The sequence below is a fragment of the Vibrio tritonius genome (assembly GCF_001547935.1).
Taxonomy (GTDB): Bacteria; Pseudomonadota; Gammaproteobacteria; order Enterobacterales; family Vibrionaceae; genus Vibrio; species Vibrio tritonius.
Genome location: NZ_AP014635.1, coordinates 3,379,051 through 3,406,033, shown reverse-complemented (window position 1 = coordinate 3,406,033; position 26,983 = coordinate 3,379,051). Strand labels below are relative to the sequence as shown.

Annotated in this window: 21 protein-coding genes, 2 tRNA genes, 2 rRNA genes and 1 riboswitch; of the genes, 16 read left to right on the top strand and 9 right to left on the bottom strand. The window is 43.8% G+C overall.

The features are described 5' to 3' along the window. Positions 1-32: 32 nt before the first annotated feature. The 12 genes from JCM16456_RS15190 (at position 33) to thiH (ending at position 12,988) form a co-directional block, all read left to right on the top strand. Positions 33-2,922, top strand: a 23S ribosomal RNA gene (locus tag JCM16456_RS15190). A gap of 90 nt (positions 2,923-3,012) precedes the next feature. Then, positions 3,013-3,128 (top strand): 5S ribosomal RNA (gene rrf, locus JCM16456_RS15185). Between the two features lie 47 nt (positions 3,129-3,175). Then, positions 3,176-3,252 (top strand) — tRNA-Asp (locus JCM16456_RS15180). 53 nt (positions 3,253-3,305) lie between these two features. Then, positions 3,306-3,382: transfer RNA gene (locus JCM16456_RS15175), tRNA-Trp, on the top strand. Between the two features lie 219 nt (positions 3,383-3,601). Then, positions 3,602-5,136, top strand: a protein-coding gene (locus JCM16456_RS15165; RefSeq protein WP_456243175.1) for an IS3 family transposase whose coding sequence is annotated in 2 segments (ribosomal slippage) — positions 3,602-4,070 and positions 4,070-5,136 — 1,536 coding nt in all. Because the reading frame shifts where the segments join, the coding sequence is not laid out codon by codon here. A gap of 853 nt (positions 5,137-5,989) precedes the next feature. Next, positions 5,990-6,373: a fluoride efflux transporter CrcB gene (gene crcB, locus JCM16456_RS15160; protein ID WP_068716111.1), complete on the top strand. Its 384-nt coding sequence runs from the start codon at positions 5,990-5,992 to the stop codon at positions 6,371-6,373. Between the two features lie 100 nt (positions 6,374-6,473). Then, a riboswitch (TPP riboswitch) is annotated at positions 6,474-6,572 on the top strand. 151 nt (positions 6,573-6,723) lie between these two features. Then, positions 6,724-8,667 (top strand): phosphomethylpyrimidine synthase ThiC, encoded by a 1,944-nt coding sequence (gene thiC / locus JCM16456_RS15155; protein WP_068715776.1) that lies wholly within the window; start codon positions 6,724-6,726, stop codon positions 8,665-8,667. Further along, a complete protein-coding gene (locus JCM16456_RS15150) occupies positions 8,664-9,992 on the top strand; it encodes a thiamine phosphate synthase (protein ID WP_068715774.1) in 1,329 nt (442 codons plus the stop codon). Before thiC ends, JCM16456_RS15150 begins: the two co-directional genes overlap by 4 nt. Beyond that, positions 9,976-10,821, top strand: a complete 846-nt coding sequence (locus JCM16456_RS15145; protein WP_082712310.1) for a HesA/MoeB/ThiF family protein — start codon at positions 9,976-9,978, stop codon at positions 10,819-10,821. Before JCM16456_RS15150 ends, JCM16456_RS15145 begins: the two co-directional genes overlap by 17 nt. Positions 10,822-10,830: 9 nt before the next feature. Beyond that, positions 10,831-11,034, top strand: coding sequence for a sulfur carrier protein ThiS (thiS, locus tag JCM16456_RS15140; RefSeq protein ID WP_068715772.1), 204 nt, complete (start codon positions 10,831-10,833; stop codon positions 11,032-11,034). 5 nt (positions 11,035-11,039) lie between these two features. Further along, positions 11,040-11,840, top strand: coding sequence for a thiazole synthase (locus JCM16456_RS15135; RefSeq protein WP_068715771.1), 801 nt, complete (start codon positions 11,040-11,042; stop codon positions 11,838-11,840). After that, entirely contained in the window at positions 11,840-12,988 is a 1,149-nt protein-coding gene (thiH, locus tag JCM16456_RS15130; protein ID WP_068716109.1) for a 2-iminoacetate synthase ThiH, read from the top strand. The genes JCM16456_RS15135 and thiH overlap by 1 nt, the downstream gene beginning before the upstream one ends. Positions 12,989-13,296: 308 nt before the next feature. Here the strand turns inward: thiH and choV are convergent, their stop codons facing one another. The 8 genes from choV to JCM16456_RS15090 all read right to left on the bottom strand — a co-directional run bounded on the left by choV (position 13,297) and on the right by JCM16456_RS15090 (position 23,281). Beyond that, a complete protein-coding gene (gene choV / locus JCM16456_RS15125; RefSeq protein ID WP_068715769.1) occupies positions 13,297-14,514 on the bottom strand; it encodes a choline ABC transporter ATP-binding protein in 1,218 nt (405 codons plus the stop codon). Then, the gene (gene choW, locus JCM16456_RS15120; RefSeq protein ID WP_068716107.1) at positions 14,514-15,359 is read right to left on the bottom strand and encodes a choline ABC transporter permease subunit; all 846 of its coding nucleotides are present in this window, start codon (positions 15,357-15,359) and stop codon (positions 14,514-14,516) included. The genes choV and choW overlap by 1 nt, the downstream gene beginning before the upstream one ends. 60 nt (positions 15,360-15,419) lie before the next feature. Beyond that, complete coding sequence (locus tag JCM16456_RS15115; RefSeq protein ID WP_068715766.1) at positions 15,420-16,352, bottom strand: choline ABC transporter substrate-binding protein; 933 nt, start codon at positions 16,350-16,352, stop codon at positions 15,420-15,422. Next, the gene (betA, locus tag JCM16456_RS15110; RefSeq protein ID WP_068715764.1) at positions 16,345-18,084 is read right to left on the bottom strand and encodes a choline dehydrogenase; all 1,740 of its coding nucleotides are present in this window, start codon (positions 18,082-18,084) and stop codon (positions 16,345-16,347) included. Before betA ends, JCM16456_RS15115 begins: the two co-directional genes overlap by 8 nt. A gap of 9 nt (positions 18,085-18,093) precedes the next feature. After that, positions 18,094-19,554, bottom strand: coding sequence for a betaine-aldehyde dehydrogenase (gene betB, locus JCM16456_RS15105; RefSeq protein WP_068715762.1), 1,461 nt, complete (start codon positions 19,552-19,554; stop codon positions 18,094-18,096). 14 nt (positions 19,555-19,568) lie between these two features. Then, positions 19,569-20,168: a transcriptional regulator BetI gene (gene betI, locus JCM16456_RS15100; protein ID WP_068715760.1), complete on the bottom strand. Its 600-nt coding sequence runs from the start codon at positions 20,166-20,168 to the stop codon at positions 19,569-19,571. 267 nt (positions 20,169-20,435) lie between these two features. Then, complete coding sequence (locus JCM16456_RS15095) at positions 20,436-22,226, bottom strand: aminopeptidase P family protein (RefSeq protein WP_068715758.1); 1,791 nt, start codon at positions 22,224-22,226, stop codon at positions 20,436-20,438. Between the two features lie 113 nt (positions 22,227-22,339). Next, positions 22,340-23,281 carry a LysR substrate-binding domain-containing protein gene (locus JCM16456_RS15090; protein WP_068715756.1) on the bottom strand — a complete coding sequence of 314 codons (942 nt, stop codon included), beginning with the start codon at positions 23,279-23,281 and terminating at the stop codon, positions 22,340-22,342. A 35-nt stretch (positions 23,282-23,316) separates the two neighbouring features. On the opposite strand from JCM16456_RS15090, the gene JCM16456_RS15085 reads away from it, so the two are divergent. Both JCM16456_RS15085 and tsrA read left to right on the top strand, forming a co-directional pair. Next, complete coding sequence (locus tag JCM16456_RS15085; protein ID WP_455570267.1) at positions 23,317-24,588, top strand: multidrug effflux MFS transporter; 1,272 nt, start codon at positions 23,317-23,319, stop codon at positions 24,586-24,588. Positions 24,589-24,699: 111 nt separating this feature from the next. After that, complete coding sequence (gene tsrA, locus JCM16456_RS15080; protein WP_068715752.1) at positions 24,700-24,981, top strand: H-NS-like global regulator TsrA; 282 nt, start codon at positions 24,700-24,702, stop codon at positions 24,979-24,981. Between the two features lie 51 nt (positions 24,982-25,032). Here the strand turns inward: tsrA and asnC are convergent, their stop codons facing one another. Continuing rightward, positions 25,033-25,503, bottom strand: coding sequence for a transcriptional regulator AsnC (gene asnC, locus JCM16456_RS15075; RefSeq protein WP_068715750.1), 471 nt, complete (start codon positions 25,501-25,503; stop codon positions 25,033-25,035). 208 nt (positions 25,504-25,711) lie between these two features. Between asnC and JCM16456_RS15070 the strand changes: the two genes are divergently transcribed. Next, complete coding sequence (locus JCM16456_RS15070) at positions 25,712-26,497, top strand: class I SAM-dependent methyltransferase (protein ID WP_068715749.1); 786 nt, start codon at positions 25,712-25,714, stop codon at positions 26,495-26,497. A gap of 40 nt (positions 26,498-26,537) precedes the next feature. Beyond that, a complete protein-coding gene (locus JCM16456_RS15065; RefSeq protein WP_068715747.1) occupies positions 26,538-26,948 on the top strand; it encodes a hypothetical protein in 411 nt (136 codons plus the stop codon). Positions 26,949-26,983: the final 35 nt, after the last annotated feature.

Below are 26,983 nucleotides of genomic sequence, written 5' to 3'. Positions count from 1 at the left end.
AAGACCAAGCATAAGACTCTTTTGGGTTGTATGGTTAAGTGATTAAGCGTACACGGTGGATGCCTTGGCAGTCAGAGGCGATGAAGGACGTACTAACTTGCGATAAGCGTAGATGAGGCAGTAAGAGCCACTTGAGTCTACGATTTCCGAATGGGGAAACCCAACTGCATAAGCAGTTATCATTAACTGAATACATAGGTTAATGAAGCGAACCGGGAGAACTGAAACATCTAAGTACCCCGAGGAAAAGAAATCAACCGAGATTCCGAAAGTAGCGGCGAGCGAAATTGGATTAGCCCTTAAGCTTTATATGCGTCAGGCGAAGGTTCTGGAAAGGACCGCGATACAGGGTGATAGCCCCGTAGCCGTTAGCGTATATTCAGTGAAATCGAGTAAGGCGGGACACGTGATATCCTGTCTGAATATGGGGGGACCATCCTCCAAGGCTAAATACTCCTGACTGACCGATAGTGAACCAGTACCGTGAGGGAAAGGCGAAAAGAACCCCTGTGAGGGGAGTGAAATAGAACCTGAAACCGTGTACGTACAAGCAGTAGGAGCCTCTTCGTGGGGTGACTGCGTACCTTTTGTATAATGGGTCAGCGACTTATATTCAGTGGCAAGGTTAACCAATTAGGGGAGCCGTAGGGAAACCGAGTCTTAACTGGGCGTTCAGTCTCTGGATATAGACCCGAAACCGAGTGATCTAGCCATGGGCAGGTTGAAGGTTGAGTAACATCAACTGGAGGACCGAACCGACTAATGTTGAAAAATTAGCGGATGACTTGTGGCTAGGGGTGAAAGGCCAATCAAACTCGGAGATAGCTGGTTCTCCCCGAAAGCTATTTAGGTAGCGCCTCGGACGAATACTACTGGGGGTAGAGCACTGTTAAGGCTAGGGGGTCATCCCGACTTACCAACCCTTTGCAAACTCCGAATACCAGTAAGTACTATCCGGGAGACACACGGCGGGTGCTAACGTCCGTCGTGGAGAGGGAAACAACCCAGACCGCCAGCTAAGGTCCCAAATTATAGCTAAGTGGGAAACGATGTGGGAAGGCTTAGACAGCTAGGATGTTGGCTTAGAAGCAGCCATCATTTAAAGAAAGCGTAATAGCTCACTAGTCGAGTCGGCCTGCGCGGAAGATGTAACGGGGCTAAGCTATAAACCGAAGCTGCGGCAATGCGATTTATCGTATTGGGTAGGGGAGCGTTCTGTAAGCCGTTGAAGGTGTGTTGTAAAGCATGCTGGAGGTATCAGAAGTGCGAATGCTGACATGAGTAACGATAATGGGGGTGAAAAACCTCCACGCCGGAAGACCAAGGGTTCCTGTCCAACGTTAATCGGGGCAGGGTAAGTCGACCCCTAAGGCGAGGCTGAAAAGCGTAGTCGATGGGAAACGGGTTAATATTCCCGTACTTCTTACAATTGCGATGGGGGGACGGAGAAGGCTAGGTGGGCCTGGCGACGGTCGTCCAGGTTCAAGTGCGTAGGCTGAGTATTTAGGCAAATCCGGATACTCTCAAGGCCGAGACACGATGTCGAGCATCTAAGGATGTGAAGTCATTGATGCCATGCTTCCAGGAAAAGCCTCTAAGCTTCAGATTGTAAGGAATCGTACCCCAAACCGACACAGGTGGTCGGGTAGAGAATACCAAGGCGCTTGAGAGAACTCGGGTGAAGGAACTAGGCAAAATGGTACCGTAACTTCGGGAGAAGGTACGCTCTCGACGGTGAAGTCCCTTGCGGATGGAGCTATTGAGAGTCGCAGATACCAGGTGGCTGCAACTGTTTATTAAAAACACAGCACTGTGCAAAATCGTAAGATGACGTATACGGTGTGACGCCTGCCCGGTGCCGGAAGGTTAATTGATGGGGTTAGACTTAGGTCGAAGCTCTTGATCGAAGCCCCGGTAAACGGCGGCCGTAACTATAACGGTCCTAAGGTAGCGAAATTCCTTGTCGGGTAAGTTCCGACCTGCACGAATGGCGTAATGATGGCCACGCTGTCTCCACCCGAGACTCAGTGAAATTGAAATCGCTGTGAAGATGCAGTGTACCCGCGGCTAGACGGAAAGACCCCGTGAACCTTTACTACAGCTTGGCACTGAACATTGAGCCTACATGTGTAGGATAGGTGGGAGGCTATGAAGCAAGTACGCCAGTATTTGTGGAGCCATCCTTGAAATACCACCCTTGTATGTTTGATGTTCTAACTTGGTCCCGTTATCCGGGATAAGGACAGTGCCTGGTGGGTAGTTTGACTGGGGCGGTCTCCTCCCAAAGAGTAACGGAGGAGCACGAAGGTGGGCTAATCACGGTTGGACATCGTGAGGTTAGTGCAATGGCATAAGCCCGCTTAACTGCGAGAATGACGGTTCGAGCAGGTGCGAAAGCAGGTCATAGTGATCCGGTGGTTCTGAATGGAAGGGCCATCGCTCAACGGATAAAAGGTACTCCGGGGATAACAGGCTGATACCGCCCAAGAGTTCATATCGACGGCGGTGTTTGGCACCTCGATGTCGGCTCATCACATCCTGGGGCTGAAGTCGGTCCCAAGGGTATGGCTGTTCGCCATTTAAAGTGGTACGCGAGCTGGGTTTAGAACGTCGTGAGACAGTTCGGTCCCTATCTGCCGTGGGCGTTGGAGAATTGAAAGGGGCTGCTCCTAGTACGAGAGGACCGGAGTGGACGAACCTCTGGTGTTCGGGTTGTGTCGCCAGACGCATTGCCCGGTAGCTAAGTTCGGAATCGATAACCGCTGAAAGCATCTAAGCGGGAAGCGAGCCTTGAGATGAGTTCTCCCTGGCGCTATAAGCGTCCTAAAGGGTTGTTCGAGACTAGAACGTTGATAGGCAGGGTGTGTAAGCGTTGTGAGGCGTTGAGCTAACCTGTACTAATTGCCCGTGAGACTTAACCATACAACACCAAAAGGGTTTTGACGGACTCGATTAAGACATTTGAATTGTGTTTGAACTTTATAAAATCAGTTTTCCGAATTGAAGAATTTGCTTGGCGACCATAGCGATTTGGACCCACCTGATTCCATGCCGAACTCAGAAGTGAAACGAATTAGCGCCGATGGTAGTGTGGGGCTTCCCCATGTGAGAGTAGGACATCGCCAGGCTTTAATTTCCATTAGCGAGATGCAAGTCTTGTTAATCTGAACATAGCGGAGCGGTAGTTCAGCTGGTTAGAATACCGGCCTGTCACGCCGGGGGTCGCGGGTTCGAATCCCGTCCGTTCCGCCACTACTTCTAAACCTTAGTCCCAGACTGGGGTTTTTTAGTATCTAAAAGATTTTAGGGGTGTAGCTCCAATTGGCAGAGCAGCGGATTCCAAATCCGCGTGTTGGGAGTTCGAATCTCTCCACCCCTGCCATAATTTAAAGCCTTAGCAGAAATGCTAAGGCTTTTTATTTTTTTGTTTATAAAAGTCAGTGTAGTGAGCTGGAATGCCAGTCCGTTCGAATCTCCGGAGTGCCGGCCCAGTCCACCCCTGCCATAATTTAAAGCCTTAGCAGAAATGTTAAGGCTCCCCCTCTGGCAGGATAGTTGTCACTGTTAAAATTTAACCAGTTTGGGCGTTAAAGAGTGTATTTTGTCTCGTATTTCTGTTGAAAGAAAAGAAGCCATATTAAAAAAGTTACTGCCACCTTATTCCATGTCTGTCAGTCAATTGGCAAAAGAGGAAGGCATTAGCACGGCAACCCTGTATTATTGGCGTCAACAACTCAGAGAATCAGGAGCCGCCGTGCCTAATAGCCATACATCATCAGAGCAGTGGTCTGCTCAAACCAAGCTTGCTATCGTTGCTGAAACGTACTCGATGACAGAAAATGAACTTAGCAACTATTGTCGAGAAAAAGGGCTTTACCCCGAACAAGTCGAAGCTTGGCGCAGCGAGTGCATGCACGGTTTTATGTCGAATAAAGAGCGTGAAGCGGACATTAAAAAACAAGCTAAAGCCGACAAAAATGAAATCAAAGCACTAAAGAAAGAACTACGAATCAAAGAGAAAGCCTTAGCCGAAACCGCTGCCTTGTTGGTTCTTCGAAAAAAGCTGAGAGCCTTTTACGGGGAAGAGCCAGAGGACGATTGACCTCGACCGAAGAAAGGCAATGCTTAATCGAGCTCATTCATGAAGCGCAGCAAAATGGTAGTCGTTTAGTCCCGGCCTGCCATGAAGCTCTTATTGATTTACGGACGTATCGTCGTTGGTATCAACAAGGCGAGGTTCAATCCGACAAAAGGAAAACCTGCGCTCGACCACGGCCCGCTAATCAATTATCGCAGCAAGAACATGAAGCGATTATTGATGTTTGTAATCGCCCTGAGTATGCGAGCTTACCGCCGACTCAAATTGTTCCGAGCTTGCTGGATAAGGGCGAATATATTGCTTCAGAGTCGAGTTTTTATCGAGTTCTCAACGCCCATGACCAACTGCATCACCGAGGTCGTCAGCGAAGAAGGCAGCCGCATGCTAAGCCTAGAAGCTATAAAGCAACAGGTCCAAATCAAGTGTATACATGGGACATTACCTATTTACCGTCAAAGGTAAAAGGACAGCATTATTACTTGTATGTTATCGAAGACATCTACAGTCGAAAAATCGTTGGTTACGACGTGTACGAGCGAGAGTGTGGTGAATTAGCGTCACAGCTATTACAAAGAACTCTGATACGAGAGCAGTGCTTTAATCAGCCTATCGTTCTTCACTCAGACAATGGGGCACCGATGAAGTCACTGACCTTCAAAGCCAAAATGGAGGAGCTAGGGATTATATCATCGTATAGTCGCCCAAGGGTCAGTGACGATAATCCCTACATTGAGTCCCTGTTTAGAACGGTGAAATACGTACCGACATGGTCAACAAAGGGCTTTGAGCATCTGAAGTCGAGCCGTAGTTGGGTTGAAACGTTCGTGAGTTGGTACAACACCGAGCACAAACACAGTCAATTAAATTACGTGACACCTTCGCAGCGACACAATGGGAAGGATAAAGCTATCTTAGCGCACAGGGCTGAAGTGTTACTTGCTGCAAAACAGCGGCATCCAGAGCGTTGGTCGCGAGATATTAGGAACTGTAAACCCGTTGGAGAGGTTTACTTAAATCCAGAAAAAGAAGCAGCTTAATAAATAAGCAAATGATGACAACTATCTTGAAAAACACCGGGCTTTTTATTTTTTGTTTAGAAGAATCCGCGTCAGGTGCTGGATTGCCAGTCCGGTCGAATCTCCGGAGTGCCGGCCCAGTCCACTCCTGCCATAATTTAAAGCCTTAGCAGAAATACTAAGGCTTTTTATTTTTCGGTTAGAAGAATTAGCGTTGGATGCTGTAGTGCCAGTCCTGTCGAATCTCCGGAGTGCCGGTGAAGTCAAACTCTACTATGTTTTTTTTATGGAATGTTCACAGCTTGGGATTTTGTGTTTTCTAGCGCGATTAGGTATTGATTCTTACCTCGAATCCTTAATAGTATTGAAAATACCCACTAGAGTCGCTCTATACCGCATTTTAACTTTCCTTTGCCTCATAGTTCATCTTTTGTATTTCACGTTTTTGGTGGCATCTATGATACTTGTGGCTATGGCTACTCCTGCCATTACCAGATCTTTCTTGAGGGTAGAGAGTTGATAATGTCACTACAGTCTGTATTCGGTGCGTTTATGAAATAGGTTTGTTTTTTGATGGTCTTTCTCGTATTTCCTATCTATAGCCCTATTTAAAGATTAACAGCCCCACTTAGTTATGCTTTCCAACTCAATATCATGCATCGTGGTATTCTTTACAAACTTGCTCCTCAGATTTTCGAGGCATTAAACTCATCAAATTTTGATTTTTAACAGTTTAAGTGACTCCTGTAACTTTTTATTTATGCTTATGTTTGTTGTGCTTATCCCTGAAATAAAAAGGGTAAATCTATAAAAAATTGCTTAGAGTTGATCGTTTTTTGCTTACAATGGTAAGCAAATGTTTCGAGGTTTTATCATGAGTCAATTATCTACTTTACTGTTTATCGCTATCGGTGGGGCATTTGGTGCTTGCTCCCGCTATTTGGTTTCTGAGTGGACTGTTACGCTCTTTGGTCGCGCATTTCCCTATGGAACGTTGTCCGTCAATATTATTGGTTCTTTTATCATGGGTGTGTTGATGGCTTGTTTTCAAAACGAGTGGCTTGCTCCATACCCATGGCGCCAAATTATAGGGTTAGGTTTTTTGGGAGCGCTGACTACTTTCTCTACGTTCTCAATGGATAACGTTTTAATGATGGAGCAGGGGGCATTCGTTAAGATGGGCTTCAATGTTGTATTGAACGTATTGTTTAGTATATCGGCTGCTTACGTTGGATATCAGTGGTTACTACGCTCTTAATAGAAGCTGAGCGCTAAGTGTCAAACTGAAAGCTCTCTCTCATTTTTTATGTTAATTACTTAAAGATGTTTGTTAATTTTTAAGTGTTACTTATAATCTCTTTCACTTGTCGGAGTGCCATAAGGCTGAGACCGTTTATTCGGGATCCGTTGAACCTGATCAGGTTAGAACCTGCGAAGGGAACAAGAGAAGACATTTCTCAAAGCTATTTTACCATTGGTATACCCCTATTCTGGGCATATCATGAGTTTTATTGCTTTGTCCTATCTCTCGATTAGCATCCGTTAATCACTCTTGTTGTACACACCCGCCAAGCATTTATCCCTAAATTACTATCCAAGGAAAATGCTATGTCGAATAGAAAAAACGCTAGATTAAGCGCCAAGTCGTTTATTGAATCCTTAACAACATCCCCATTGCCCAACTCATCTAAAGCCTACATTTCTGGTTCTCGCTCGGATGTGCAGGTTCCATTTCGTAAAATCGTTCTTTCAGATTCTCTTGTCGGCGGTACTAAAGAAAACCCCAAGTTTAGTGCTAATGAACCACTGTATGTTTACGATACCTCTGGTCCATATACCGACATTAATGCTCACATCGATATTTTTGCTGGTTTGGCAACGATACGTGCCAAGTGGATTAATGAACGGCAAGATACCGTCGAATTAGCAACAACAGCTTCGTCTTATACCGCAGGAAGACTAAAAGATAATACTCTAGAGGATATTCGATTCCCTCACTTACCAAAAATCCGCAAAGCCAAGCAAGGCAAGATAGTTACACAACTACACTACGCTCGTCAGGGGATAGTTACCCCAGAAATGGAATTCATTGCTATTCGAGAAAACCAGCATCGCTTAGAGGTATCCAATCAAGAATTAGAAAGGCAGCATTCTGGAGAACGTTTTGGTGCTCAAATTCCAGAGTTGATCTCTGGGGAATTTGTTCGTAGTGAAGTTGCGAAAGGACGTGCCATCATTCCATCTAATATTAACCACCCTGAATCGGAACCAATGATTATTGGTCGAAATTTCCTTGTGAAGGTGAATGCCAATATTGGTAATTCTTCGGTTTCTTCATCGATTGAAGAAGAGGTTGAGAAGTTAGTTTGGGCGACGAGATGGGGGGCGGACACGGTCATGGATCTGTCTACTGGTCGCAATATTCATGAGACTCGAGAATGGATTTTACGTAATAGCCCAGTTCCCATTGGTACGGTACCAATGTATCAAGCGTTAGAAAAGGTAAATGGGGTTGCTGAAAACCTATCGTGGGATGTAATGCGCGATACTTTGATTGAACAAGCGGAGCAGGGGGTTGATTACTTCACTATCCATTGTGGTTTGTTGCTTCGCTATGTCCCTATGACGGCAAAACGTATCACCGGTATTGTTTCTCGGGGAGGTTCTATAATCGCTAAATGGTGTCTTGCTCATCACCAAGAGAACTTCTTGTATACCCATTTCAAGGATATTTGCGAGATATGTGCTCAATATGATGTTGCACTATCTTTGGGAGATGGATTACGACCAGGATGTATTGCTGATGCCAATGATGAGGCGCAGTTTGCTGAGCTTCATACATTGGGAGAACTTACCAAAATAGCCTGGGAACATGATGTTCAGGTCATGATAGAAGGCCCGGGACATGTGCCAATGCACATGATCAAGAAGAATATGGAAGAACAACTCGAACATTGTCATGAAGCCCCATTTTACACCTTAGGCCCACTTACCACCGACATTGCTCCCGGTTATGACCATATTACCTCTGGGATTGGTGCTGCCATGATTGGATGGTTTGGTTGTGCGATGCTGTGTTATGTCACACCTAAAGAACATCTCGGATTACCAAATAAAGAAGATGTGAAGACTGGACTAATTACTTACAAACTTGCTGCACATGCTGCTGATTTAGCTAAGGGGCACCCTGGAGCACAACTACGAGATAACGCATTATCAAAGGCTCGTTTTGAATTCCGTTGGGAAGACCAATTTAACCTGTCACTTGATCCCGATACTGCAAGATCGCTCCATGATGAGACTCTTCCACAAGAGTCAGGGAAGATTGCTCATTTTTGTTCTATGTGCGGTCCTAAGTTTTGCTCAATGAAGATCTCTCAAGAAGTACGTGAATACGCAGCGGGACTACCAAAACAAACCTCTGTAGAGACTCATTCTAAAACTATAGACATTCTCAATGCTAGTGAGGGAATGAACCGAATGGCTCAGCGTTTTGTCGATGCAGGTTCTGAGTTGTATTTAGAACCTGCCTGTAGGGAGGATGAAGAATGATTAAGATTCATATCCCGAAACATTGGCCATATCCTATCTCCTCGGTTGCCGAATTCATTACAAAGGTTGAGCATCACCTTTGCTGTGCAAAACGAAATAATGTTTGTTCTAATGAATTCGTCATGAAATTTGAAATGGTCGATGAGCCTACCATTTCCCTACGATTTGACGACTCGAGTGTTCTTTATATCGATGTAAGTATTGGTACTAACTCATCGAATCACTCCTTTTTATCTCAAGAATCTCAAGAATCTCAAGAATCTCAAGAATCTCAAGAAAGTGAGCCGTTTATCTCTCTGCATTACGTTCACGATTTCTTGCTGCAAAAGTCTAATCTGCACAATCCACCCGCATATAATAAAAAGGAGCTGCTGTTAACAAGCGCTCCCAATGGTACGGATTATTTAATATCATCCAGAAAGGGCATTCAGTTTGAACGGTTACCAATTGATATAGCCACCCACTTTAGTTGGTTTGTTGTCTTGCTCGCACTCGAGTTTACAATCGAAGACAGTTTGCTTTTGGCTCGTTCACTTGGACATGTTTCACGTGAAACATCTTGGCCTGTAAAACGACAAGATTTTGCTTGCCCTGTCGACTGGGTATTTGATGAATCTAATGTTCCTCACTGTAAAGAGCAACTCGACAGTCCCAAACCATTCCCTTCTACCTTATCTGAAATTAGCTTATACCCCGTTGTTGATAACAACTTATGGCTGGAACAGTTACTACAGTTAGGTGTAAAAACAATTCAATTAAGGATCAAAAATGTAGAAAAGCGTTCGCTTGAAAAGGCGATAGAAGAAGCAGTTCAACTTGGTAAAACCTATCAGGCCGCTGTTTATATCAATGATCACTGGCAGCTAGCGTTGAAGTGTCAAGCCTATGGAGTCCATCTCGGTCAGGATGATATTTCTCAAGAAAACATATCATTATTACAGCAGGCCAATATCCGACTGGGTATATCTACCCATGGCTACTTTGAAATACTAAGGGTTTATCGAAGCTATCCTAGCTACATCGCTTTGGGTCATGTCTTCTCTACCACAACTAAAAACATGCCTTCTCGTCCCCAAGGATTATATAAGTTAGCGCTCTACCAGAAGTTTATTGAGGGACTATATCAATCACTAGGTAGTAAGCTGATCCCCACTGTCGCGATTGGTGGTATTCAACTTGATAATGCTAGAGAAGTTTACCGCACAGGTGTTAATAGTGTTGCGGTTGTACGAGCGGTAAGTTCAACGTTGCCCAATCTTTCATCTGTTGTTCGAGAGTTTGAGATGTTAAAGCTACGGGAGGTGACAGATGTCAACTCTAACTGATCAGCAGTTCTTACGCTATCAAAAGCAGATTTGTCTTGATGGCTGGAGTGAGGATATTCAAGCCAAACTGTTAGAGCGTACAGTGCTTATTATCGGTTGTGGTGGGTTAGGTAATGCAGCAGCTCTTTATTTGGCTGCTTCTGGGGTAGGTCATTTGGTTCTCGTTGATGATGATGAAGTTGAACTTAGTAATCTCCCTAGACAGGTCACTTACTGCTTCGATGATTTAGGTGTGAGTAAAGTTGATGCGCTAAAAGAAGCAATTCGCCAGCGTAATAGTGATTGTCAGGTCAGGGTTGTAAGAAGGCGAATGACCGATGAACAACTGATGTTAGAAGTAACACTTACAGATGTTGTTCTTGATTGTAGTGACAATATAGCTACTCGCCACCAAGTAAACCGATGCTGTAATCGTAGTGAAATTCCCCTTATCTCTGGCGCTACTGCCGGTTGGGATGGTCAATTTTGTGCGTGGGACTATCAGGCGGATAGTTCGTGCTATCACTGTTTATATCCCGATGATACTAAAGTAATTGCTGACCGTTGTTCATCATTAGGTATTGTCGGGCCACTCGTTGGCATTATTAGTTGCTACCAATCTCTAGCTTGCCTTAATTATTTGGCTAACGAACATTTCGGATTTCTAAGCTCGACTCTTTACTGCTTTAACGGGCTTTCCGGAGAGTGGTCCTCGTTTCAGATTAATCGTGATCCTAAATGTTGTGTGTGTGGAAACTTAGCCAATGGCGATGTTGGTTCAGTATCGTTGTTTGATGATGAAGTCAGTGATGGTAAAGCCAGCTGTCTTGCAAATAAAGAAATAGTGTAGGGAGGCGTTATGATTCAAATTTTCGTAAATGGGCAGTCGTTAGAAACCATACCCAATACATCGATACGTGATTTACTTCGGCATTTGAAAATCGACCAACTTGGTACTGCTGTTGCGCTTAATCAGTCTGTCGTTCCCAAATCTCAATGGGGTGAAATTGAATTAAAAGAGCAGGATAACCTTGTTACTTTTCATGCGGTAGCGGGAGGTTAATCATCATGTTCAAAATCGCAGATACGACCTTCAGTTCAAGACTGTTTTCTGGAACCGGTAAGTTTTCTAGTAACGATATTATGTTGGCATCTTTGAAAGCGAGTGGTTCCGAATTGGTGACTGTAGCGCTTAAACGAGTTGAAGATAAGCGCAATAAAAGAGATAAATCGACGCTCTATTCCTCACTAGTGAAGTCTGGCGTAAAACTGCTACCGAATACTTCAGGAGCAAGGAATGCTAAAGAAGCTGTTTTTGCGGCTCAATTGGCTCGTGAATTGTTTGGAACCAATTGGGTGAAGTTAGAGGTCCATCCTGATAGTCGCTATTTGATGCCGGATGGTGTCGAAACATTATTGGCTGCTGAGGAGCTAGTTAGGCAAGGATTCATTGTTCTGCCTTATTGTCATTGCGATCCAGTGTTGTGTAAGCGACTTGAAGAAGTGGGGTGTTCTGCCGTGATGCCATTAGCTTCTCCAATCGGAAGTAATCAAGGTATTGTGGCGAAAGAGTTTCTACGCATCATCATAGAACAAGCCACTGTTCCTGTTGTTGTCGATGCTGGAATAGGAAGGCCTTCCGATGCTAGCTATGTATTAGAGATGGGAGCCGATGCGGTTTTGGTCAATACCGCGATTGCATCTGCTCGTAATCCTATCGAAATGGCAGAAGCGTTTCGATTAGCGGTTAGAGCGGGTAGGTTAGGTTTTGAAAGTGGTTTAGGAAATGTTGGCCTGTATGGCTCATCAACTAGTCCTCTTTGCAGTTTCTTAAGCGAACTGCCAAACGGGATAGGAGCGAGACCATGATGCCTAATTATATTGAGCAATTTGAACAGCTAGATTGGGACGATACTCTTCTTCAACTTTATGGAAAAACGACGCTTGATGTCCAGCGCGTTTTAGAAAAGAGCGTGTTAGGCATGCGTTTAGATCTCGACGATTTTATGACACTGATATCTCCTATGGCTGAAGCTTTTGTCCCGTTCATGAAAACCCGCTCGGCTGAGCTAACGCAACAACGTTTTGGTCGAACTATGGGAATGTACATTCCGCTTTATCTATCGAACCTTTGTTCGAACGATTGTACCTATTGCGGATTTTCAATGAGTAATCGGATTAAGCGAAAGACTCTGAATGAACAAGAAGTTGAGTTAGAACTAAAAGCCATCAAAAAGAAAGGGTATGACAGTATCTTGCTAGTTACTGGTGAGCAAGAGACGAAAGTTGGGATGAACTATTTTCGACGGGTGATTCCTTTAGTTAAACGTTATTTCTCATACGTTGCTATGGAAGTGCAGCCGCTTGATGAAATCGAATATGTCGAGCTTAAGTCACTAGGTGTTAATTCAGTATTGGTCTATCAAGAAACTTATCATCCAGTAATTTACAGTCAACATCATTTAAGAGGTAAAAAGAAGGATTTCATTTATCGTCTTGAAACTCCAGATAGATTAGGTCGAGCTGGACTCGATAAAATAGGTATCGGTTCGTTGCTAGGATTAAATGAGTGGCGAGGGGATTCTGCCTTCACTGCTCACCATCTGATGTATTTACAGAAGCAGTATTGGCGGACAAGATTTTCTGTCTCTTTCCCGCGTTTGCGTCCCTGCTCGGGTGGCGTCGAGCCCCAAAGTATGATTAGCGATAATCAGCTAATCCAGCTTATTTGTGCTTATCGACTATGCTTTCCTGAAGTCGAGTTATCGCTTTCAACAAGGGAGCCGTCTAGTTTGCGAAATCAGTTAATTCAGTTAGGAATTACGGCATTATCTGCTGAATCTAGCACCCAACCCGGAGGTTATGTACATCCGAATACTGAGCTAGTTCAATTTGAAATAAGTGATGAACGCTCAACTGTAGATGTTCATTCTATGTTGAAAGATCATGAGATAGAAGCTGTATGGCATGATTGGTCTGATGCATTTTCCCTAAATGATGTTTCACGTGAAACATGAAATGTGCGGCTATAGACAAGAGACGCGATTGCTTACACGAAAAAACAGTTCGAATACATGCTGCTGTGCATCATTATTAGTAGCTGTTCAGATAGGGATAACTATCTACTCTTATAAAGTTGCTTTAAGTGGAATGCAGAACTTCGATAAAGTTCAACGTAATGTAGTTGCTATCTGTTAGACATAAAAGCGGGGTGAACTTTTCGCACACCCCGCGTTATGTTTCTCGATTTATACGGAATCAATAAATTTTAAATGCCGAAACAAGCTATGGATACTCGTCGTTATCTCTAGCTTTTATTTTCAGTTCAAGCCGCTTGCTCTTCTTGCTTGGCTTCTTCTATTAACTCTTGTGGTTCGTTGTATTTACCTAATAGTGCATGATAGAAATCATGGTCGTTCAAAACACCAATTGGCTGACCCGACTCTATTAACACGATCGGATTGTTAGTGTGATAACGTATTTCTATAGCTTCGCGCATTTCTATCTCTGAAGATGCAAGAACAATTGAATGGATGCTTAAGTCTTCGTGTGTACGATTTGAATCCCATTCAATAATTTCGTAGTGACTCGCTTCGGAAAGCTTCCAACTTTGACCATGTTTTTCTAACCAAAGATTATCATCTTCAGAAATTTGCCAACGATCATTTTGTTGTACTATTTCATTTGCTGAGTTGAGTAATGAACGACCGCGCAGCACGTTGAGTGGATTTGTATGAGCAACGAAATCTCTCACGTATTGAGTTTTAGGATTAAGAACAATCCGCTCTGGTTTACTGTATTGAATCAATTTTCCTGATTCCATTATCGCGATGCGAGATCCGATCTTTAATGCCTCATCTAGGTCATGACTAACAAACACTATTGTTTTATTGAGCTTCTTCTGGAGATCCAATAACTCATCTTGTAGTTGAGTACGAATCAAAGGGTCAAGTGCAGAAAACGGTTCATCCATCAGCAGGATATCGCTGTCCATTGCGAAGGCTCGAGCTAAGCCTACTCGTTGCTGCATACCACCTGATAGCTCGTGGGGAAATTGCTCACCCCATTCACCAAGACCAACCATATCCAATTTTTCTTGAGCTCTACGACGACGTTCCTTTTTAGGTACTCCTTGCATTTCCAAGCCGAAAGCTACGTTGTCTAATACTGATAACCAAGGCATCAAAGCAAATTTTTGGAACACCATTGAAATACGTTCAGTTCGTAAGTGACGGAGGGTAGTCTCGTTACATTCGGCCAGATCAACAACGTCATCGCCATCTTGAACTTTTAAAGAACCGCGACTAATGTGGTTGAGTCCATTAATTGCTCGCAGCAAGCTTGACTTACCTGAACCGGACAGTCCCATCAGGACACAAATCTCACCTTGCTTAACGTCTAAAGAGACATTATCAACACCGACAACTAATCCAGTTTCATCAATAATCTCTTGGCGACTTTTACCTTGATCAAGAAGTTCTAACGCTGACTCGCAATGGGTACCAAAGATCACGTCCAAGTTTTCAATACTAATAGCGTTCATTACTGTACCTCTTTGTTGTTTGGCGCTTTACATAAACGGTCAAGAATGATGGCCACGAGAACAATGGCTAAACCTGCTTCAAAACCTTGAGAGATATTTACCGTGTTAAGGGCGCGTACTACTGGTTTTCCTAAACCATCTGCACCAACCAAAGCGGCAACGACAACCATAGATAGTGACAACATGATGCATTGGCTTACCCCTGTCATAATGCTAGGCATTGCTGCGGGAAGCTCGACTTTGAAGAGCAATTTCATTTTGCTCGCGCCGAATGCTTTACCTGCTTCAACGAGCTCCTCTGGAACACGGTTTACACCAAGGTAGGTCAAACGAATTGGTGCTGCGATAGCGAAAATAATGGTTGAGATAAGCCCCGGAACTACACCTAATCCAAACAAAACAAGTGTTGGGATTAGATATACAAAGGTCGGGACTGTTTGCATTAAGTCTAGAATTGGCCGCATTACTGTATATAACCAAGGGCGGTGTGCCGCCATGATGCCTAGTGGAACGCCGACCAAAATACAGATAACAGTTGCTGAAAAGACCATAACGAACGTTTCTAACATCTCTTGCCAATAACCCAAGTTCAAAATAAGCAATAGGGCGGCTACGACAAAAATAACGAGAGAAACCTTGCGATGTAGCCACCAAGCTAAGGCCGCTGTAAGCACAATGGGTAATGCAGGAGGCATCACCTTAAAGATGTCCACTAAGAACATAATGGCCGTTTCTAAGGAGATAGATATAGCGTCGAATAAGCCTGACGCGTGGATTGTTAACCAATCGACAAGGGTTTCCATCCAACTACCAAGAGGGATTTTGTAATCGGTAAAAATATTCACAATAGATCCTTTTTCTTTCAGTGGAGCAATTGATTGCTCCACTGTTTGAATTAACTGGTATTAGGCGTTGTCTTTCTCGAGATAGGCTTTTACAGCAGCCTGTCCAGGTTTTCCATCGATGGTTTTGACACCTTTCAGCCAAGCATCCAGATATTGCTCGTTCGCTTGAAGCCACTTACGAGCAGCAACCGCAGGTTTCTGCTTATCGTTTAAGATATTTCCCATTAAATGGTTTTCCATATCTAAGTCGAATTTTAGGTTTGTTATGAGCTTACCCACGTTAGGGCATTGCTTAATGTAACCATGGCGCACATTGGTGAATACCTTAGCTCCACCGTAGTTAGGGCCAAAATAATCATCGCCACCGCTGAGATATTTCATGTCAAATTTGCTGTTCATTGGATGAGGTGCCCAGCCGAGGAATGCGATCCATTGATGACGGCGAACAGCGCGTGAAACTTGAGAAACCATACCGGCTTCACTTGATTCTACGAGACTAAAATCTTTAAGGTTGAAAGCATTGTTATCAATCATGGATTGAATGAGGCGATTACCATCATTACCCGGTTCAATGCCGTAAATGCGGTTATGGAACTTATCAGCGTATTTTTGTAGGTCAGCAAAAGAGTGAACACCAGCATCATAAACGTACTTAGGGACAGCTAATGTATATTTTGCTCCAACAAGGTTGGCTTGTAAGACATCTACTTTTCCGGAGTCGCGATATTTTGCAATATCACCCTCCATAGTAGGCATCCAGTTTCCAAGAAATACATCAATATCACCACTTGCCATAGAAGAGTACGTCACGGGTACAGACAAAAGCTCTGTTTGGGTTTTGTAACCTAAACCTTTCAGAATTTCGGATGTCACTGCTGTGGTTGAGGTGATGTCTGTCCAACCTACATCGGCGAAGCTGACGGAGTCACAGCTACTTGCATAAGCGTTTATTGATAATAACGTCGCGGCGGTGAAGGTAACGACTTTACGCATGTTGAATTTCCTTATCTTTTGAAGTGATTACTGGCGAACTATCAGCAAGAGCACGCTGAGGTTTTTCTAAACGTTGTTGATTTTGCCAGTGAGGATCGATCCAAACAGCAGCCTCGCTTTTCGGCAGCATCTCATGACCCAAAATGAAATCTGCTGCTCGTTCTGCGACCATAATTGTTGGTGCATTGAGGTTACCGTTGGGAATAGTAGGGAAGATAGAAGAGTCGACAACTCGAAGACCTTCTATACCTCGTACTCGACAGGATTCGTCAAGCACGGCCATTGGGTCATCATCTGCTCCCATTTTGCATGAGCAGGAAGGGTGATAAGCACTCTCAACATTTTCTTTAACCCATTGGTCTATATCTGCGTCAGAAGAAATCGCCATACCTGGTTGAATTTCATCTCCGCGATAAGAATCTAGGGCTGGTTGAGCAAGGATTTCTCGAGTTAGACGAATGCAATCACGCCAATCTTGAATATCTTGCTCATTTTGTAAGTAGTTAAATTTGATAGCCGGCTTGGCTTTTGGATCGGATGACTCAATCCAAATTTTGCCGCGGCTCAGTGGTTTGTTTGGTCCAACGTGTACTTGAAATCCATGACCATCAAATGCAGTTCGACCATCATATCGCATGGCGGCTGGTAAAAAATGGTACTGTATGTTTGGCCATTTTAGACCGGCACGAGAACGAATAAAGGCACAAGACTCAAAGTGATTTGTTGCACCTAGCCCCTTGCGTGTAAGTAACCATTCGGTTCCGATCAATCCTTTGCTGATAAGTCCCAATTTACTGTTCAAAGTAATGGGCTGCTCACAACGATATTGGAAATAAACTTCAAGGTGATCTTGTAGGTTTTCACCCACACCGGGTAGTTCGTGGTGAACCTCTACGCCCGCTTTTTCCAGTACATCTTTAGGACCAATGCCTGACAATTGGAGAAGTTGTACGGAGCCAACAGAACCTGCGCTTGATATCACTTCTTGATTAGAAAAAGCGTGGTGAACCGTGCCGTTTTTCTCAAACTCCACACCAATGGCCTTTTTGCCATTAAGGATGATTTTTCGCGTGAGTACTTTTGACACTAAGGTGAGGTTTGGACGTTTCATTGCTCGGCGTAGATAAGCGTTTGAGGTTGAGGCACGAACACCGTTATCAACCGTCATATGCATTGGCCCAAAGCCTTCTTGACAATAACCATTATAATCTTTTGTTTCTGGGTATCCCGCTTCTTGACCGGCATCGATAAATGCCTGATACAAAGGGTTAAGCTTCATATCATTACCATTACAAGTTGCTAATGGTCCGTTACCGCCACGGTATTCATCTTCTCCACCAATCCAGCTTTCCGCCTTTTTAAAGTAAGGAAGACAATGTGCGTAATCCCACCCTTTGGCGCCATGTTCTTGCCATTCATCAAAGTCACAGGCATGTCCACGAACATAAACCATGCCATTGATCGAAGAGCTACCGCCAAGGACTTTACCGCGTGGGCAGTGAAGGCGACGTCCGTCCAAGCCTTCTTCGGCAAGGGATTCAAACTGCCAAGCATATTTAGGCGTATTCATAGGGTAAGAAAGAGCGGTAGGCATTTGGATAAAAATGCTTTTATCACTGCCTCCGGCCTCTAACAGTAATACGGAGTGTTCGCCTGATTCTGTTAAGCGATCTGCCAACACACAGCCAGCTGAGCCGGCACCAATAACAATGTAATCGTAATGCTGCTTCATTCTGCCTCCTTAAGCGTACGGTCCAACAAACTCATTCAGTTCAATAAGAACACTTTTGGTTTGGGTGTAGTGATTGAGTGTCTCCACTCCATTTTCACGTCCAATACCAGAAAGTTTGTATCCACCAACGGGCATTTGAGCTGGGGAGTCTCCCCACGTATTAATCCAACAAATGCCGGCTTGCAGCTGGTGGATAACTCGATGAGCGCGTGGTAGGTTCTGGGTAAAGACACCGGCTGCTAAACCATACTCAGTGTTGTTGGCGCGAGAGATAGCTTCATCTTCATCTGAAAATTTCAGGACAGCCATGACCGGACCAAAGATTTCATATTTCACAAAATCCATTTGATCATTGCAGTCGGTAAAGATAGTAGGTGCGACAAAGTTGCCCTTGTCCAAGCCATCAGTAGTTACTTGGTATCCGCCAGTAAGAAGAGTGGCACCACTGTTCTTTCCGTTTTCAATGAACTCAAGTACTTTGTTCATGTGCGATGTTGAGATGAGAGCGCCGACTTGAGTATCCATATTCATCGGATCGCCAATGATCAGTTTCTCTGTGCGAGTTTTAAGTTGATCAACAAATTGGTCATAGATCTTCTCGTGTACAAAGACGCGGGTTCCGTTAGTACATACTTCACCTTGAGTATAGAAGTTGGCCATCATCGCTGCAGAAACGGCTTGAGTCACGTCAGCATCGTCAAAGATCAGTAGGGGAGATTTGCCACCCAGTTCCATCGTAACGGATTTAAGTGTTTGTGCGCTTGCGCTCATCACTTTCTTACCTGTGCCCACCTCGCCAGTAAACGATACTTTGGCAATATCAGGGTGAGCCGTTAGCATTTGACCAACACGACCATCACCCTGAACGACATTGAACACACCATCAGGTACGCCGGCTTCAGTGAAGATTTCTGCCAGCTTTAGTGCCGTAAGAGGTGTTTCTTCTGAAGGCTTAAAGATCATGGCATTGCCTGCCGCAAGTGCAGGCGCAGATTTCCACATGGCGATTTGAATAGGATAGTTCCAGGCACCAATACCAGCACAAATACCCAACGGTTCTTTGCGGGTGTAATAAAATTGGCTGTCTGAGAGAGGTTGCTGGCTGCCTTCTTGAGCGGGTGCTAGCCCTGCAAAATATTCAATCACATCCGCGCCAGTTGCAATATCGACACAGATGGCTTCTTGTAATGGCTTACCTGTATCTTGAACCTCAAGAGCTGCCAACTCATCGTTTCGCTCTCGCAGGAGCGCTACTGCTTTCAACAAAATTCGACTGCGTTCAGTTGCTGTCATTGCAGACCAAACTTTGAAGCCTTGATGAGCTGAATTGATAGCGTTTTGAACATCTTGTTCGCTTGCTTGCCCTAAAACAGCTAAAACCTTGCCAGTTGCAGGATTGTAAGTGGTAAACGTTTCACCAGATGAGGCTTTGCAAGCCTGACCATGAATATAAAGAGATGCAATTTCCATAAAAAGCCTTTTGCTTAATACTGAGTTTGTTGAGCGAGAAGTTGTGTTTCGACGTAGTTTTCAATAATGGATTCGATGTGATTGTGTGATAACCCCTCAGGGCTTAATGCCGCACGAAGCCACATTCCATCAATCAATGCAGCAATAGCATGAGCTACGTTTTGTGCGTGTGATTCGCAAAATATTGCTTTGAGTTCAATTAATAGGTGGGATAACAAACGCATTTCGTTTACTCGTTGTAAACGCATTAGTTGTTTGTCATGCATTGAGTGGGACCAGAACGCCAGCCACGTTTTTATGACACATCCTTGGGTTTGGTAGTTATCAAAATTTGCTTTAACAATCGCCAATATGCGCTGTTTATGTGCTGTTTTAGGCAAATCAGCTAAAGCTTTGCTGACCGTGGCTCCGTGCTCTCGCAAGATCGAGCGCATCGTTTCTTCAAGCAGGCCGTGCTTGCCACCGAAGTAGTGGTTGATAATACCAGACGACACACCAGCTTCTTCACTGATAAGAGCAATGCTTGCCGCATGCAGGCCTACACGCTCGATGACAGTCATTGTCGCCTTAACAAGTTGAGGTTTACGTATGTCTGGCATCCCTACCTTTGGCATATTCACACCTTTTGTTAATTTTTATTGAACGATTAATTAAATATAACCTTATACCTATAATGTTTAGATCTCAAATATATTTTGGGGTGAAATGTTTCTTTCTGGTGCTTGTTTTGTGATAAAGGTGTTTTAAAACATATAGATGGGATTGGTTTTGTTTTTATTTTACTTTGAGTTCTTATCTGTGTGATTTTTATTACAAAAGAGAATAAAAAACCCCTCAGAACTCTAAGTTATGAGGGGCTTGGGTTTTATGTATTTTGTTGATTAAATGTGATGGAGAGGGGCTGTAGCTTCACGTAACCAAGCTTGTGTTTCTTGACTTACAAGGGGACTCACATCATCCCAAACTTGTTGGTGATAGTGGTTCAACCATGCAAGTTCTGGTTTAGTTAATAAGTTAGTATCGATAGCTCGTTTATCGATTGGGCAACGAGTTAATGCCTCAAAGCCGAGAACATCAAAATCACCCTGAGTTTCAACATCAACGACAAGCTCTAGGTTTTCGATGCGAATACCAAAGCCATCGGCACGGTAATAGCCAGGTTCGTTGGATAGCACCATACCAGGTTGAAGCGGGAAGTTATTTACCGCTTTACCAATACGTTGTGGTCCTTCATGAACACTTAAGAAATGACCTACACCGTGGCCAGTTCCATGATCATAATCATACCCATTAGCCCAAAGGTGTTGGCGAGCAAGAATATCTAAATGGTGGCCACAGGTTCCTTTCGGAAAACGTGCTTTAGCCAGCGCAATATGACCTTTAAGAACTAAGGTGTATTGCTGTTTCATTTCTTGGCTAACTTCACCAATAGCAACTGTACGAGTAATGTCGGTTGTACCATCAATGTATTGGCCACCGGAATCGACGAGGTAGAGTGAATTAAGCTCTAACTTACCAGGTTCCGGTTGATTCATGTGATTGTAGTGACACATCGCAGCATTACTTACAGCTGCCGAAATAGTATCAAAGCTTAAATCTGCTAGGGTTGGGTCTTCCTCGCGAAATGCTTGTAGGCGATCGGAGACTAGCGCTTCGTTAAGTTCGGTTCCCGCTGCTACTTGAGCATCTAACCAAGCAAGGAAATTCACCATTGCTGCTCCATCACGCACATGACATGCTTTCATGCCCGAAACTTCCGTGGCATTTTTTGCTGCTTTAGGTGTCAGGCATGGGTCGGAGTCTGCAATTAACTCTGCACCTACATTTTGTAAGTTAAGAGTAAACCATGCATTACTGGTGGTTGGGTCAACGATAACGCGTTTACCTGCTAGTGCGTTAAGTTGTTGCGCTAATTCGTCTGGGTGATGTACGCGAACTCCTTCGCCTGCGTGAGCAAAAAAGCCTTCTGCTAAACGAGCAGGATCGAGGAAGAAATCCACGTCACCAGTGTTGTGCAAAATAGCGTGTGAAAGTAGCACTGGTAGGCGAGAAACATCGAGACCGCGAATGTTCAGTAACCAGCAAATAGAGTCTAATTCAGTCAAGATAACGCTATCGGCTTTCTTGGTTTGAAGGATTTTCGCGATTTTTTGGCGTTTAGCTAAGCTGCTTTCACCAACTAGTTCATTGCCCATTAAGCGCATAGGAGAGACAACCGCTGCAGGTCGATCATGCCAAAGTTCATCGACTGGGTTAGTATCAACTGCAACGAGTTCAATGTCACCAGCCAGTTTAGCTTGGGTGGCTGTTAGCCAGTTAGCTCGGTGCATTCTTGGGTCAAAGCCAACTTTACTGCCGGCTGGTAGTTGTTCGATTAGCCAGTCTAGATAAGGTTGTTCGACAAGATGGCGATACTCGAAGATTTCTGCAGGCACTTGTTTACGTACTTGTACGGTGTAGCGACCATCAACGAAAATAGCTGCTTTATCCTGACTCACTACTGCGGCACCAGCAGAACCAGTAAAGCCGGTTAACCAATGCAAACGTTCGTTATGCTCAGGAACATATTCACCTAGATATTCATCTTCATGAGGAATAATTATGGCATCAAGTTGATGTTGTGCTATCCAGCTGCGCAGAGCTTCGACACGTTGAGATGTAAATGGTTGCATCTGTAATATCCTTTAACAACAGTCCTTTTATTTGACTATGATCTTATGTGATTTTGGACGTGAAAGTCTAAGCTACTCTTTTTGCCTTTAGGGCGCAATCAGCAACCTGACGACTACTGTAAATGTGCGGTTTTAGACTTAATCAGTTTCCGTAACCAAGTTAATGCTTGATCGCTATTACGTTCTTGACTCCAAAGTAGGGTATAGGCCATTGGGGGAAATGCTAGTGGCAGGGGAAGTGCGACCAAGTTTTTCTGTTTTACCATTTCATGAGCAAAGTGACTTGGCGCAGTAAAAACAAAATCTGTGTAAGTACATAGCGTTGCTGCACTATTATGATCGGGAACGGTTATGGCAATGTCGCGTTCGCGCCCAATGTCGGCGAGCCGGTAATCAAGTAACCAGCGATCGTTACCATCGTAACGTACTTGAACGTGACGTAAATCTAGATAGCTTTCTAAGTTCCAGTCTTGTTTTAGTGCCGGATGGTCCTGTCTTATCAAGCACATTTGGTGATCGCGGTATATTTCTTCACTCGCGATGTCTAAGGGTAATGGCATAGTAATACGTGAATCACTAATGTCGACATCACGACCGACAATACCTAAGTCTAACTCACCTAATTGCAATTTTTTAAGCGTGTCATTATTCCAAGCATGCGTGCTGATATTTAATTGAGGACCCAATTGAAACAGTGTTGGCAAAAAATGGGGAAGCAATAGAGGATAGATGCTCTCAACTGCAGCAATTTGGAAATGGTATTCACTATGGGTTGGGCTGAACTCTATCGGCTGAGATATAAGGTCCAACTGATGAATGAGTGCATCAAGTTTTGGCTTAAGGAATAGTGTTTTTGGTGTTGCTTTTAGCCCATGAGAAGTGCGAATAAACAAAGGGTCATCAAACTGCTCTCGTAACTTTGCGAGTGACTTACTGACAGCTGATTGACTGAGAAAAAGCCGATTGGCTGCCCGAGTCACGTTAAGTTCTTCTGTAAGAACCTTAAGGCAGACCAACAAATTTAGGTCGAGACGGGCGAGTTTTTCTACCTTCATATGATTTTCCAAACTGGAATAATAACAATGATTACATATCATTGTTATTCATAACACCATTGCTCTATGATGCGCCAGCATTTCTTTTTATTCTGGTTCAACAAGGAGTTTTATTGATGGTTTCTGCTTCTCCATCACGCTTCCAAATGGTGCTTTTGACGCTGTTAGTTCTATTTAGTCCTTTAGCGATTGATATCTATTTGCCAGCTTTACCAATGATTGCTACCACGTTTCACGTGGAACATGAGCTAGCTAAACTCACGATTACGGGTTTTTTGTTTGCTATGGGGCTAGGACAACTATTTGCTGGTCCATTAGCTGATAAGTATGGACGTAGAACCGTCGCATTAGTGGGTATCACCATTTACGCAGTGAGTGCATTTCTTTGTTGGCAAGCAGAGAGCATTGAGTGGATGTTGATGGGACGATTAATGCAAGGCTTAGGAGCCTGTGCGACATCAGTGGCTGCTTTTGCGTGTGTACGCGACCTCTTTGGTCCAGAGAAAAGTGGCAAAATGATCAGTTATCTTAATGGAGCTATCTGCTTTATCCCGGCCTTAGCGCCTATTCTAGGGAGTTGGTTAACCCAGCATTACTCGTGGCGGGCAAACTTCTCATTTATGGTGGTATTCGCTGTGGTTTGCGGTACTTTACTTTGGTTTAGTATGAAGGAAACCAATCCAAATCAATCCCAAACTCCCACTTTTCAAGTGAGTCGTTATTGGGATGTTGTAAAAAATCCGTCATTTTTATTTCATGCGGGCTTGTGTATGTTGTCGATGGGAGTTATTTTGGCGTACGTCACTTCTGCTCCATTGGTTCTAATGCAGCGTCTCGGGCTGTCTATGGATCAATTTACCTTTTGGTTTGGTGTAAATGCTGCGATTAATATTATCGCGTGTTTAACTGCACCAAAGGTTATGGATAAATTAGGAACTCATCGCTCAATTATTGCGGGTATTTTTCTGCTCGGCATTGCGGGAACTGTCATGGTTGTTTTGTCCACAGAGCAAACTGCTTGGCGTTTTATGTTGCCCATTTTTATTTCATCACTTGGGTTTGCTTGGATTCTCGGTGCTGCTGCTGGTAAAGCACTCGCTCCTTTTGGCGATAAAGCAGGTACCGCTGCCGCGTTATTGGGTTTATTTCAGATGAGTGGTTCTGGGCTGGTGGTTGCGCTAGTACAGAGTCTAGAAATGACACCTTATTGGTTAATTGCAATACAAATGTGGCTTGTCGTTCCTGCGTTATTAGTACTATTCTCTGATGTGGGTCGAAAATGGCATCAATGGGTGCTTGAGCCTTAAAGCTAGGTTAGGTAAATTACCTCTCCTCATTTTTATTTCTTGAATTAGTTAGAGACGTTAATCCTAACGGCTCTAACATTACTTTTAATTAATACTTTGGAATCATAATCAATGTCTCTTACAACCTATGAAATGGCTCGAATTTTAGAACAACTTGATGAGTCTCCAGAAAAGGTTATGTTTGGCAAACTACTTAGTGAATTGGGCAACCAAAGTAGTGAACGTATTCGCAGTGCGGCAAAACAAGTACCTATTAGCGTCCTACGTGATCTGGTTTATCAATTTCAACAAGTAATTGATTCACGTAAAAACGAACAAGTTGATGTTCTGGCAAAAGAACTAGCACAACAAGGCATATCAGCTGAAGAATTATTAAAATATCTGAATAAATAATTTAATTAATTTAAATATAATGATTGGCCCCAAATATAAATTGGGGCTTTTTTAAGGATTTACATTCCGATTAATTGGATTTTGTAATGAAATTAATGTTTCTGTTGATTGCACTTCATCAATTGCTTGTAATTTATCGATAAGTACATGTTGAAGTTCTTCGATAGAGCGACACATTAATTTGACAAAGATATTATAAGCACCAGTGGTGTAGTAGGCTTCTACCACTTCATCTAAAGCATTAAGTTTTGTCAAAGCAGAATGGTAATCACGGGCTGCGTTAAGGTTAATACCAATAAAGCAGCAAACGTCGTAACCGAGTTTTTTTGTATTTACCACCACCTCTGTACCTTGAATAATATCGGAAGATTTCATTTTCTCGATACGCACGTGGATTGTGGCGGGGCTAACGTTAAACTGTTTGGCCATTTCAGCGTAGGGTGTTCGAGCATCGTCCATTAAGATCTTTAGAATAGCTCTGTCTAAATCATCAAGTTTTATCGCAGCTACAGGGCTCGTCATATCCTTTTCTCTTCTCGAACAACAACCGGTTTCATTATCTTAACATCTCCTAGAAAAGAGTAATATCAATTAGCGTTTATATTCTCATTTTCTTGATGTTACGTGTGAGCGTTGGCTGTGTATGGAACTTTCTTTGCGAAGTGTAGGTATTCCTAGCAAAATCCGCTAAAATTGCGCCGTTACTAGCCCCGAGTTTGGAGTCCATTTTTTGCAGATACAACTGATTGCTGAAGCACCTGAGCGTCAAGGTGAATTAGACCTTTTGGCGACACGCTGGAAGCTTGAACATTCGAGCCAGAGCCTTTTTGCTTTAGTGCTGACAGACGAGCGACTTGAGTTACGCAAATTGGACGAGCCTAAGCTTGGCGCAATCTATGTTGATTGGGTCACTGGGGCCGTTGCACACCGCCGTAAGTTTGGTGGTGGTAAAGGGCAGGCGATAGCTAAAGCTGCTGGCTTAAATAAAGGCGTTATGCCGACTGTGTTAGATGGTACGGCAGGCCTTGGCCGTGATGCTTTTGTACTGGCGTCGTTGGGCTGTAAAGTGCAGCTGGTGGAACGTCATCCGGTTGTTGCCGCGTTGCTTGATGATGGCTTACAAAGAGCCAAGCAAGACCCTGAGATCGGTGCTTGGGTGCAAGAACGAGTGAATTTAATCCATGCATCAAGCCATGATGCATTACACCAACTTGCTCGAGACCCGAATTTTGCTCGTCCAGATGTGGTCTATCTTGATCCTATGTATCCACATCCAGAAGGCAAAAAGAAATCTGCCTTAGTGAAAAAAGAGATGCGAGTCTTTCAATCACTGGTTGGTGCCGATAATGATGCGGATGGTCTGTTAGAGCCCGCTCTAGCACTCGCGACAAAACGTGTGGTCGTAAAGCGTCCAGATTACGCAGAATGGTTGAATCAACACAAACCGACCATGGCGATTGAGACGAAGAAAAACCGTTTTGATGTGTATGTGTTGTCTGCGATGAAAGAAGATTAGTCTTAATGACTTGCCAAGTGAGCATGGAGTGAGAGTAAAGATGACAACCCGTTTTTGTAAAATGAATCGCCGCGATATCGCGAGTTCACTTGGTGAAATCTATCGTCTAGTGGAAGCGCCAAACTATGTTTGTCGCTCTTGTGCTCGGTCTTCGAAAGAGAAAGGCAACTTATGTAAGCCGCAGAAGATTGAACGTAGTAAAGAGACATCGTATAACGCGCCGATATTAGGTTTGGATTTTATTACGGATGAAATGCCGCTCAATATCAGTTTGAAAAAGGCGAAAAAAGCACTTAAGCAACAGAAGAAGTTGCAGAAGAAATTGGCAAAAGTGTACAAAAAGCAGCAAAAACTGGTGCGTAAACAAACCCAATTAAATAATAAATTCAATCAGCTAACAGCAAAAAACAGTTTAGGTGTTGTTCAGCAAGAACCAGTACCGATGCATTAATTTGGATTGAAAAAAGCCGCTATCAAGCGGCTTTT